The 10850-nt window shown below is 73.2% G+C and carries 11 protein-coding genes; 6 read left to right on the forward strand and 5 right to left on the reverse strand.

Annotated elements, in window-relative coordinates; translation table 11 throughout:
- On the reverse strand, nt 1-317 hold a 317-nt coding region (locus VF468_29740), incomplete at its 3' end, for a 2-oxoacid:acceptor oxidoreductase family protein (protein HEX5882469.1).
- 191 nt (nt 318-508) lie between these two features.
- Here VF468_29740 and VF468_29745 point away from each other — a divergent pair.
- The 6 genes from VF468_29745 to VF468_29770 all read left to right on the forward strand — a co-directional run bounded on the left by VF468_29745 (nt 509) and on the right by VF468_29770 (nt 7892).
- On the forward strand, nt 509-1642 hold the full coding sequence (locus VF468_29745) for a glycosyltransferase (protein HEX5882470.1): 1134 nt from the start codon (nt 509-511) through the stop codon (nt 1640-1642).
- A gap of 201 nt (nt 1643-1843) precedes the next feature.
- Nucleotides 1844-2767, forward strand: a complete 924-nt coding sequence (locus VF468_29750; GenBank protein HEX5882471.1) for an SIR2 family protein — start codon at nt 1844-1846, stop codon at nt 2765-2767.
- A 1-nt stretch (nt 2768) separates the two neighbouring features.
- Nucleotides 2769-6317, forward strand: a complete 3549-nt coding sequence (locus VF468_29755; protein HEX5882472.1) for a WD40 repeat domain-containing protein — start codon at nt 2769-2771, stop codon at nt 6315-6317.
- A complete protein-coding gene (locus VF468_29760) occupies nt 6314-7120 on the forward strand; it encodes a hypothetical protein (protein ID HEX5882473.1) in 807 nt (268 codons plus the stop codon). The genes VF468_29755 and VF468_29760 overlap by 4 nt, the downstream gene beginning before the upstream one ends.
- Nucleotides 7117-7656, forward strand: a complete 540-nt coding sequence (locus VF468_29765; GenBank protein HEX5882474.1) for a hypothetical protein — start codon at nt 7117-7119, stop codon at nt 7654-7656. The genes VF468_29760 and VF468_29765 overlap by 4 nt, the downstream gene beginning before the upstream one ends.
- Nucleotides 7657-7751: 95 nt before the next feature.
- Complete coding sequence (locus tag VF468_29770; GenBank protein HEX5882475.1) at nt 7752-7892, forward strand: hypothetical protein; 141 nt, start codon at nt 7752-7754, stop codon at nt 7890-7892.
- 217 nt (nt 7893-8109) lie between these two features.
- Here the strand turns inward: VF468_29770 and VF468_29775 are convergent, their stop codons facing one another.
- From VF468_29775 to VF468_29790, 4 genes are all read right to left on the reverse strand, one after another.
- The gene (locus VF468_29775) at nt 8110-8499 is read right to left on the reverse strand and encodes an ACT domain-containing protein (protein ID HEX5882476.1); all 390 of its coding nucleotides are present in this window, start codon (nt 8497-8499) and stop codon (nt 8110-8112) included.
- 64 nt (nt 8500-8563) lie between these two features.
- Nucleotides 8564-9154, reverse strand: a complete 591-nt coding sequence (locus tag VF468_29780) for a TlpA disulfide reductase family protein (GenBank protein HEX5882477.1) — start codon at nt 9152-9154, stop codon at nt 8564-8566.
- A 99-nt stretch (nt 9155-9253) separates the two neighbouring features.
- A complete protein-coding gene (locus tag VF468_29785; protein HEX5882478.1) occupies nt 9254-10117 on the reverse strand; it encodes a nuclear transport factor 2 family protein in 864 nt (287 codons plus the stop codon).
- Between the two features lie 19 nt (nt 10118-10136).
- Entirely contained in the window at nt 10137-10751 is a 615-nt protein-coding gene (locus VF468_29790) for a cytochrome c oxidase subunit 3 (protein HEX5882479.1), read from the reverse strand.
- Between the last annotated feature and the right edge of the window lie 99 nt (nt 10752-10850).

Genomic DNA, 10850 nt, shown 5'->3' on the forward strand with positions numbered 1-10850 from the left:
ACGATCAGGCTGGCCCCCTTGGGCAGGTCGCCCAGGTTGGCCTTGAGCGCGGCCGGGTTCATCGCCACCAGCACGTCGGGGGCGTCCCCGGGGGTGAGGATGTCATGGTCGGCGAAGTGGAGCTGGAACCCCGACACCCCCGGGATGGAGCCGGCGGGGGCGCGGATCTCGGCCGGGAAGTCGGGCAGCGTCGACACGTCGTTGCCGAACGCCGCGGTCTCGCTGGTGAAACGGTCTCCGGTGAGCTGCATGCCGTCACCCGAGTCGCCGGCGAAGCGGATGGTGACGCGATCCAGCACCTGGACCGGCTTGGTCATCGTGGATTCCCTCGATTCGGAACGGACGGGTCGCCTGCACCCGGTCGCCGCCAGCTCGAGGGCCCGGGGGCGCGGCGCCCCACCAACCCCAGGGCTGGGGGGCCGGCAACCGGCTCTCCCAGCATATACCGATCCGTTCGAGAAGCTTGGTAGGCCGAACCGTGACCTCCGGTGGCCTATGATCGCGCGCCATGGCCCGCACCGTGTTCGTCAACGCCGGTCCCTGGCTGCCCGTCCCGCCGTCGGGCTACGGCGGGGTCGAGACGATGCTCGCCTACCTGATCCCGGAGCTGCGGCGGCGCGGCCTCCGGGTGGTCCTGGGCACGGTCGGGGACAGCCGCATCGAGGTGGACGAGCGCGTGCACCGGTTCCAGGAGGGGCGCCACCGCCACATCGCCGAGCCCTACCACGACGCCGTGCACGTCACCCACGGCCACATGGACCGCATGCTCGACGTCATCAGGGACATGCCCGAGATCGACGTCGTCCACGACTTCCTGGAGGTCGTGGGGCCGAGCATGCTGGCCGGCCTCGGCCCCGCCGGGCCCCCGGTCCTGCACACCCTGCAGTGGGACCTGACCGGCCACGGCGACTACTACGAGGAGTTCGACGGCCACGGGCGGGTGCTGTTCAACGGCATCTCCGATCCCCAGATGCGGGCGGCGCCCGAGCGGCTCCTCAAGCAGAGCCTCGAGGTCGTCCACAACGGCATCGACGTGGACGACGTCGAGTACCGGCCCGTCAAGGGGGACTACGTCATCACCCTGGCCCGGTTCACCCCCGACAAGGGGCAGGACGTCGCGGCCCGCGTCTGCGCCGAGCTGGGGCTCACCCTGCGCATGGCCGGGACGGTCGGGGGCATCTCCACCCGGGAGCTGCTCGGCAAGGAGCTCCGCGACGACCCCGACAGCCCCCTCCACCACTACCGCGACGTCCAGTGGTACCGGCAGCTGGAGCGGGACTTCCCCGGGGCGGAATGGGTGGGCAACCTCGGCGGCGACGCCAAGCGGGAGTTCGTGGCCGGCGCCCGGGCGCTGCTCATGCCGATCCGCTGGGAGGAGCCGTTCGGGATGGCGGTGATCGAGGCCCTGGCCAGCGGCACGCCGGTGGTGGCCATGCGGCGGGGGGCGATGCCGGTCCTCATCGAGCACGGCCACAACGGCTTCCTCGCCGACGACGAGCGCGCGTTCAAGCACTACCTGGGGCGGGTCGGCGAGATCCGGCCCGAGGACTGCCGCCGGTCGGTGGCGGAGCGGTTCTCCGCCGCCGAGATGGCCGACCGCTACGTGGCCCGCTACGAGGAAGTCCTGGAACGCGCCGGCTGAACCTTCACAAAGCCCCCGATACCGCCAGCTGGCGCCGGCAGTTCCTGCCCGGCACGTCGGCCTGGACGTCCCCGGTGCTGCGCCGGGCCCGCGAGGGCGTTAGGCTCCAGCTGCCGCCAACCGCACATCTGCGTCAATCGGGGGGTCCGGGGCATGAGCGGGAGTTCACCGACCGACCCGCTGAGCAGCCACTGCCGCAGGGTGGCGAGAGAGATCGGCGCCGGGCGGGTGGTGCCGTTCCTGGGCGCCGGGGCCAACCTGTGCGGCCGTCCCGAGGAGCTGACCTGGCGGCCCGGCCAGTTCGACTGGCTGCCCAGCGGCAAGGAGCTCTCCAACTACCTGGCCCGCATGTTCGAGTACGAGGGCCGCAACGAGGACGACCTGGTCCGGGTGTCCCAGTACGTGACCCTGACCGTCGGCGCCTGGCCGCTGTACGAGGAGCTGCGGCGGCTCTTCGACGGCGACTACCCGCCGACCACGCTGCACCGGTTCCTGGCCGAGACCCCCGGCATCCTCCGCGGCCAGGGGTCGCCCCGGCCCTACCAGCTGATCGTGACCACCAACTACGACGACGTCCTGGAGCGCGCCTTCCGGGACATCGACGAGCCGTTCGACCTGGTCACCTACGACGCCGAGGGCCAGCAGCGGGGCAAGTTCACCCACCACCGCCACGACGGCCCGGCCACCACCATCTACGAGCCGAACACCTACTTCGACCTGACCACCGACGAGCGGACGGTGATCCTCAAGATCCACGGGGCGGTGGACCGGGCCGACCAGTCGCGCGACAGCTACGTCATCACCGAGGACCACTACATCGACTACCTGGCCCGGACCGACGTGTCCAAGCTGTTCCCGGTCACCCTGGTCGAGAAGCTGCGCCGCAGCCACTGCCTGTTCCTCGGCTACAGCCTGCGGGACTGGAACCTGCGGGTGATCCTCAACCGGATCTGGGGCGACGAGACGCTGCGCTCCAAGTCGTGGGCCATCCAGCTCAACCCCGACCCGGTGGACGAGGGGCTGTGGCGCTCGCGCGACGTGATGATCATGGACGTGCAGCTCGAGGAGTACATCGAGGGGGTCCGGGCGGCGCTGCTCACCCCGGCCGGCCGGGAAGGTGTCTGAGGTGGGCCCGGTCGCTCCCGGGGCGCTGATCCCGTACAAGGGCCTGTCGCCGTACGCCGAGGCCGACGCCCGCTTCTTCTTCGGCCGCGAGAACTCCCAGCGGATCATCCGGGCCAACCTGCTCGCCTACCCCCTCACCGTGCTGTACGGCGCCACCGGGGTCGGCAAGAGCTCGGTGCTGCGGGCCGGCGTCCTCCACCAGCTCCACCAGGAGGCGGTCGAGAACACCCGGCACCTGGGCCAGCCCGAGCTGGCGGCGGCGATCGTCAGCAACTGGCGCGACGAGCCCGTGGCCACCATCCACCGGAGCGTCAGGGAGCACCTGGCGGACCTGTACCCGGACGCCCTGCGACCCGACGACCCGCCCGGGCTGCGCGACGCCCTGAAGGGCTGGGCGGAGCGGGTGGGCGGCCCGATCCTGGTCATCCTCGACCAGTTCGAGGAGTACTTCCTGTACCGGGCCAGCGAGGAGGGCCCCGCCACCTTCGCCGAGCAGTTCCCCCTGATCGTCAACGACCGGGACGTCCTGGCCAACTTCCTGGTCGCCATCCGCGAGGACGCCCTGGCCTGGCTGGACCGGTTCAAGCGGCGCCTGCCCAACCTGCTCGACAACTACATCCGCATCCGCCACCTCGACAAGGAGTCGGCCACGCGGGCGATCGTCGGGCCGGTCGACGCCTGGAACCGGCTCCAGCCCGAGGCCGAGCGGGTCGAGCTGGAGACGGAGCTGGTCCCGGCGCTGCTCGACGACCTGAAGTTCGGCCAGGTCGCCCTGGGAGCCCGGGGGCGGGGCCTGGCCGGGCGGGAGTCGACCATCGACGCCCTCCAGGGGGCGGTGGAGACGCCGTATCTCCAGCTGGTCATGCGCCGGCTGTGGGACACCGAGCGGGCCAGGGGCTCGCGCCGGCTCCGCCTGGCCACCCTCCAGGACGACCTGGGGGGCGCCGCCCACATCGTCCGCACCCATCTGGACGACTCGATGCGCAGCCTGGCCCCGGCCGAGCAGGGGATCGCCGCCGGCGCCTTCCAGTACCTGGTCACGCCGTCGGGGACCAAGTTCGCCCACCTGCTGCCGGACCTCAGCGGCTTCACCGGCACCAGCGAGGAGGCGCTCGCCCCGGTGATGGAGAAGCTGACCGCCACCCGCATCCTCCGCCAGGTCCCGGCGCCGGGCCACCAGGACAACGTCCTCTGCTTCGAGATCTTCCACGACGTCCTCGCCCCGGCCATCCTCGACTGGCGCACCCGCTACGTGCAGGCCGAAGAGCGGGCCAAGGCCCGCGAGGAGCTGGAGCGGCAGCTCCGCGAGCAGCAGGCCGAGTCCGACCGCCTGCGCGAGCAGCGCCGGCGCGAGGAGCAGCAGGCCCGCCTGGCCCTCTCCAACGAGCTCGCCGCCATCGCCAACCAGCAGCTCAGCGTCGACCCGGAGCTGTCGGTGCTGCTCGCCGTCGAGGCCCTCGAGCGGAGCGCCACCCCGCTGGCCAAGGACGCGCTGCGCCAGTCGCTGCTGGAGAGCCGGGTCCGGCAGGTCCTGCGCGGGCACGCCGGCGACGTCAGCCGGGCCGGCTTCAGCCCCGACGGGCGCCTGGTCGTGACGGCCAGCCAGGACACGAGCGCCCGGATCTGGGACGTGGACACCGGCCGCGAGCTGGCGGCGCTGCGCGGCCACGACGACTGGGTGTGGCGGGCCAGCTTCAGCCCCGACGGCCGCCGCATCGTGACCGCCAGCAAGGACGGGACGGCCCGGCTGTGGGACGCCGCCAGCGGCCGCGAGCTGGCCGTGCTGGCCCACGAGGCCGACGAGGACAAGGGCGTGTGGACGGCGTCGTTCGCCGCCGACGGCACCAGGATCGTCACCGCCGGCGACGACGGCACGGCCCGGTTGTGGGACGGCCGCACCGGCGTGCCCGTCCGGGTCCTGGAAGGCCACCGCAGCGGCGTCCGCGACGCCAGGTTCACGCCCGACGGCCGCCGGGTCATCACCGGCGGGATGGACGGCGACGCCCGCCTGTGGGACGTCGGCACCGGCTCGTCCGGGGTCCTCCGCGGGCACGGCGCCGTCATCTGGGGGATCTCGATCAGCCCCGACGGGCGGCTGGCCGCGACGGCCAGCCAGGACGGGACGGCGCGGGTCTGGGAGCTGGCCACGGGGCGGCTGGTGGCCGTCCTGGAGGGCCACGACGACGAGGTCTGGTCGGCCGAGTTCAGCCCCGACAGCCGCCTCCTGGTCACGGCCAGCTTCGACCGGACGGCCCGGATCTGGGACATCGCGGCCGGGCGGACCCAGGTCGAGCTGCGCGGCCACACCCACTCGGTCTACAGCGCCTGCTTCAGCCCCGACGGCCGCTGGGTGCTCACCGGCAGCCTCGACGGCACGGCCAGGGTGCAGGAGGCCGACACCGGCCAGACCGTGAGCTCGCTGCGGGGCCACACCCGCGGGGTCAACTTCGCCGGCTTCAGCTCGGACGGGATGCGGGTCGTGACCACCAGCCAGGACGCGACCGCGCGCTACTGGGACGCCAGCGCCGGGCAGTCGTCGCGCGAGTTCCGCGGCCACAGCCGGGCCGTGACCAACGTCGCCTTCAGCCCGGACAGCCACCGGCTGGCCACCGCCGGCGGCGACAAGCAGGTGGGGATCTGGAACGTGACCACCGGCCGCCTGGAGCGGTTCCTCACCGGCCACGACCGCGAGGTCAGCGGGGCCGTGTTCAGCCCCGACGGCCGCCGCATCGCCACCGGGAGCTGGGACGGGACCGGCGCCGTCCGCGACGCCGGCAGCGGTCAGGTCCTGGCCCGGCTCAAAGGCCACCACCGCGAGATCACGGCGATCGCCTTCAGCCCCGACGGCGCCAGGGTGGTGACGGCCAGCCGCGACCGGACGGCGCGGATCTGGGAGGCCGAGACGGGGCGGCAGCTGTTCGCCCTCTCCGGGCACGAGGCCGCGGTCAAGAGCGTCGCCTGGAGCCCCGACGGCCGCCTCATCGCCACCGCCAGCAACGACACCACGGCCAAGGTGTGGGACGCGGCCACGGGCCGGCTCCGGGCCGAGCTGGTCGGGCACCAGGAGCCGCTGTGGTCGATCGGGTTCAGCCCCGACGGGGCCTCGGTGCTCACGGCCAGCGAGGACCGCACGGCCCGGATCTGGGACTTCGCCAACGCCAAGGTGACCACCGAGCTGCGCGGCCACACCGGCAAGGTCTACGGGGCCGCCTTCCACCCCGACGGCACCCGGGTGATCACCTCCAGCGAGGACCGGACGGCCTATGTCTGGGACACCGACACCGGCCGGCCGCTGCTGGAGCTGCGCGGCCACGCCGGGGCGGTCAACGCGGCCGCCTTCAGCCCCGACGGCCAGCTGGTGGCGACCGGCGGCGACGACGGCGCCGCCCGCGTCTACCGCATCACCGTGCGCGCGTCCGTTGAGGACCTGCTGGTGCGGGCCCGGGAGCGCGTGACCAGGGAGCTCACGCCCGAGGAGCGGGTAAAGTACCTGCGAGAGGGGGACGGAGCCGCCGACGTCGCCCAGGCCCCGGAGATCATCTCGCTATGACCACCTGGAGGGCCCGCCGTCGCAGGGTGCTGGACTGGCTGGCCGACGACGAGCACGGGCTCCCGGCCCTTGAGGCGTACGCCATCGCCGCCCTGGCCTTCGGGGCGATCGTCTTCGGCATCGTCACCGACCTGCCCCCCGGGCTGTACCAGGCGGCCACCCTGGCCTGTCTCGGCTTCCTGGTCCTGTCGACCGTCCGGCAGCGGGCCGCCCAGGGGTTCACCATCGCCGACGTGCTGCGCGACCGCGACAGCTACGAGAGCTTCGCCCGCCTCCTCGACGGCGCCTCGGAGCTGTGCTTCTACGCCCCCAGCGGGGTCAACGTGCTGCCCCAGCACCTGCCCGACGTCAAGCGCTGGGTCCAGGGCGGCGGCCGGGCCCGGTTCGTCGTCCACGACCCGGAGGCGGCCGCAGCCGGCGGCGTCCGCACCCAGCTCGACACCAACACCGACTTCCTCCAGGACCTGGAGCGGTCCCTGACCGCCCTGGCCCGGCACGCCGAGCCCGGCAAGCTCGACTACCGGCTGCTGCCCCTCAACCCCGGCTTCAGCATCGTGCTCGTCAACCCGGGCCAGCGCAGCGGCCGGGTCATCCTCGAGCTCCACGGCTTCCAGGACCCCAAGGTCGGCGACCGGATGCATCTCGAGATCCGGCGCACCGAGTCGGTCCACTGGTTCGAGTACTGGGCGGGGCGGTTCGAGGCCATCTGGCTCGCCGCGCGCGAGCCGGGAGCAGACGGTAGGGTGACCCTGAGCCGCGTGCCCGCGGACCGCACCGACGACCCGGAGGCCAGACCCCAGTGACCGACCGTCAGCGCGACGACGCCGTGCCCAGCGCCCGCCTGCTGGTGGCCTACGTCTCCGAGGACGCCGAGCTCGACCACGTCCGCGACGCCGCCCTGGAGATCGGCCGCCGCGGGGCCAAGGTGATCCTCTACGACCGCGACTCGGCCTCGGCCTTCAGCGACCCCATGCCCAACCAGTGGGCCTCCCAGGCCGAGGGCGCCCAGTTCAACGACCCCCTCTCCGACCAGGAGCTGGTCAAGCTGGGCCGGGAGCCGTTCGCCCGCAAGGTGGCCGCCGCCCGCCAGGCCGGCGTCGACGCCTGGGGCTGGCTCGCCTCCGACCACGGCACCGACGCCCTGGTCGCCTACGCCCGCGACCACGGCGCCGACCTGATCCTCCTCCCCGCCGACCTGGAGGAGCCCGGCCTCGGCGAGCGCCTCAAGGGCGAGACCGTCGACAAGGCCGTCGAGGAGGCGGAGGAAGCCCCCTCCGGCCTGGCCGTCGTCCTGGTCGCCCCCGACGGCGCCACCGAGCTGGCCGCGGGTCGCCTGTAGCGCTTGCGGCGGCCGCGTAGTTGACGCCGCTTGCGGCATGTGCAATGTTCCGCGATGAGCCCACAAACGAGCTGCCGCGAGAGGGAGCCGCCGCCATGTATGGGCCATTGATCGTCGCCGCCGCGATCCTGCTGTCGATCGCCGGCATCGTCCTGTTCCTGCACGACCTCGCCGACGCGCGTGCGCGCAAGGCCTTCGACCGCATCTTCGAGGAGGGCAGCAGGCGGCGCCGCTGACGCGCCCCGGGTTCACCGCGGCCGGTCGCACCGTCGCGGCCAGCCGCAAGACGCCGACCCGGGGCGCGGAGCCGCCGCCAAGCGAGCCACCGACGCCCCGGGTCGGCCCACCGCATTATGACCCGGGCACCCCCCACGGGGCGAACCCCCCGGCCCGGTCAGATGCGCCGCGGCCCGCCGGCCGCGGCCGGCCGCGGTGAACCCGGGACGCCGCAGGTCACCGGGCGCGGAGCTGACGGGCGGCCGGCAGGTCGCTGACGGCCAGGACCAGCTCCTTGGCCCCGTTGCGCTCGCCGGCGAGGTAGACGGCCTCCAGGTTGATGGAGGCGTCGGCGAGCCGGCGGCAGTAGCGGCCGAGGGCGCCGGGCTCGTCCTCGAGGGTCACCGACAGCACCTCGCGCACCCGCTCGGGCACCAGGTCGTGCTCGCGCAGGACGCGCACGGCGACGTCGGCGGGCTCGACCACCAGGTGGGCCAGGGCCCGCCCCTCGGCCACCCGCACCACGGCCAGCGCGCGGATGTTCACCCCCTGCTCGCCGAGCAGTTCCCCGAGGCGGGCCAGCGCTCCGATCCGGTCCTCGAGCTCCACCACCACCTCGGTCAGCATCGGCATGCCTCCTCGTCGGGTGCACCGGCGCAGCGTTGTCGGACGGCATCGTCTCACGATGGCGTCAGCCGAGGATCCCGGCCAGCTGGCCGTCGAGGGCGGGTTGGGTGAGCTCGCTGAAGTGGTGGGAGGCGAGGGTGCCGTCGGGGCGGATGAAGTAGGTGTGGGGGAGACCGACGGCACTCCAGGCGGCGGCGGCGGCGCCGTCGGCGTCGATGCCGACCGGCCAGGTGGCGTTGTGGCGGCGGACGAAGGCGCGGGCTTCGGAGGGGCGGTCGCCGGTGAGGACGCCGACCACGGCCAGGCGGTCGGCGCGGTGGGTGGCGGCGGCCTTGGCGAGGAGGGGGAACTCACGGACGCAGGGCTCGCACCAGGTGGCCCAGAAGTTGACCACCACCGGGCGGCCGCGGAGGGCGGCCAGGTCGACCGGGCGGCCGTCGAGGCCTTCCAGGCGCAGGGGCGGGGCCGGGGTGCCGGGCTCGTAGACCTTGACCGACGGGGGGACGGTCGGGGCGGTGCGGGACTCCCACTGGGCGGCCGGCCGGCGGCGGTCGAGCAGGGCCGCCCCCGCCGGCAGGACGACGGCGACCACGACCAGGACGGCCAGGATCAGCAGCCGGCTGGAACGGAGCCGGGACCTAGGAGCCTCGACCATGGCACAGGCGCTCTCGGGGGGCCGTGGGGGGAGCTCGCTCCCCCCACACGGATCGAGGACTGCAGCATGTCGAGCTGCCCGGGACCTCCACCAGGGGTCCTACAGGTAGTCCCGGTGGTAGGTGATACCGGCCGGGCCGATCTGGAGGACGGTGGCGCCGGGCTGGCCGGTGACGCGGCGGTTGCCGTGGCGGAACGACCAGGTCCACTCGACGATGGCGCTGTCGCCGTCGACGCCCATGCGCTGGACGTCGACCTTGAGGTTGCGGTGGCCCTTGAGGAGGTCGTTGAGGTAGGCGCGGATCGCCTCGCGGCCCTCGTGGGGCGGGTTGGCCGGCTCGTAGTAGACGGCGTCGGGGGCATACGCGGCGGCCGCCCAGTCCGGGTCGCCGACCTCAAGGGCCTCGCGCAGCTGCTCGAAGTAGTTCGCCGGGCCGACCGGGCTGGTGTCGACCTCGGGGGTCTCGGGGTGGACGGCGATGCCGTGCTCGGCGCCGGTGGGGCCGCCGTGGGGGGCCAGGCGGGCCCGCTGGTCGACGGCGACGTTGCGGTACCAGATGACGGTGGCCCCGAGGAACAGGGCCAGGCCCAGCCCGATCCCCCAGGGGCCGAGGGCGGCGATCTGCTTGCGGAGGATGAACCCGCCGAGCAGGAACGTCGCGGCCAGCGAGTACACCACCGGGGCCCAGGTGGGGGCCATGTGGTGGATGTTGCCGTGCTCGTCGGCCGCCCCCCGCTCCGGGTCGGCCGAGCCGGCCAGGCCGGTGTCGGGCACGGGCACGCGGCGGCGGTTGGCCGGGCTGGCCACCCACAGCATGATGCCGATGTACAGGCAGGCCCCGAAGAACGCCCCGAGCAGCCCGACCCCGGCCAGCTCCGGGTTGTCGTTGGTCAGGTAGTAGATGGCCCCCGCGACCAGCCCGAACAGCCCCATGGCGACGAACAGCCGGCTGGCGATGATCACCCTTGCGTCCCCTTCCGGGTCATCCGAGCAGGTAGATGGTGCTGAACAGGCCGATCCAGACCACGTCGACGAAGTGCCAGTAGTAGGAGGCCATCTCGACGGTGTCGTGGTAGCGGGCGGTGAACTGCCCGGAGCGGGCCCGCAGGAGCACGATCAGGATGAACGCGGCCCCGCCGGCCACGTGGGCGCCGTGGAAGCCGGTCAGGGTGTAGAAGGTCGAGCCGAACACGCCGCTGGACAGCGTCATGCCCTCCTCGATCAGGTTGGCGTACTCCAGGGCCTGCAGGCACAGGAAGATCAGGCCCAGGATGAGGCTCACGGCCAGCCACAGCAGCAGCCGGCGCTGCTCGTTCCTGCGGATCGCCCAGACCCCGAGCTGCATGGTCACGCTGGAGGTGACCAGGATGGCGGTCAGGACGGCCGCGTAGGCGGCCGACAGGTGGGGGGTCTCGGGGGGAGGCCACTCGGGGGCGGCGCTGCGGATGGTGAAGTAGGCGCCGAACAGCCCGCCGAAGAACATGACCTCGGAGGCGATGAACAGGACCATGCCCAGCAGCGAGGAGCTGATGCCGCCCGGCTTGTGGTGCTCGTCGGCGGGCCGCTCCTGGAGCGCGGCGGTGTCTGCGACGGCCATCAGCGGGCTCCTGTGGTGGTGGCGTCGGAATGGACGGTGAGCTCGTCGGCGTGGCGCAGGTCGAACAGCGGACGCTCGGAGTGGATCTCGGGCAGGCTG

The organism is Actinomycetota bacterium, assembly GCA_036280995.1.
Taxonomy (GTDB): Bacteria; Actinomycetota; CALGFH01; order CALGFH01; family CALGFH01; genus CALGFH01.

Bases quoted from the DNA above. Each gene is read 5' to 3' on its own strand.
- VF468_29745 (HEX5882470.1), top strand. From the start codon at position 509: ATGGCCCGCACCGTGTTCGTCAACGCCGGTCCCTGGCTGCCCGTCCCG.
- VF468_29790 (HEX5882479.1), bottom strand. From the start codon at position 10,751: ATGGCCGTCGCAGACACCGCCGCGCTCCAGGAGCGGCCCGCCGACGAG.
- VF468_29770 (HEX5882475.1), top strand. From the start codon at position 7,752: ATGTATGGGCCATTGATCGTCGCCGCCGCGATCCTGCTGTCGATCGCC.
- VF468_29775 (HEX5882476.1), bottom strand. From the start codon at position 8,499: ATGCTGACCGAGGTGGTGGTGGAGCTCGAGGACCGGATCGGAGCGCTG.
- VF468_29760 (HEX5882473.1), top strand. From the start codon at position 6,314: ATGACCACCTGGAGGGCCCGCCGTCGCAGGGTGCTGGACTGGCTGGCC.
- VF468_29780 (HEX5882477.1), bottom strand. From the start codon at position 9,154: ATGGTCGAGGCTCCTAGGTCCCGGCTCCGTTCCAGCCGGCTGCTGATC.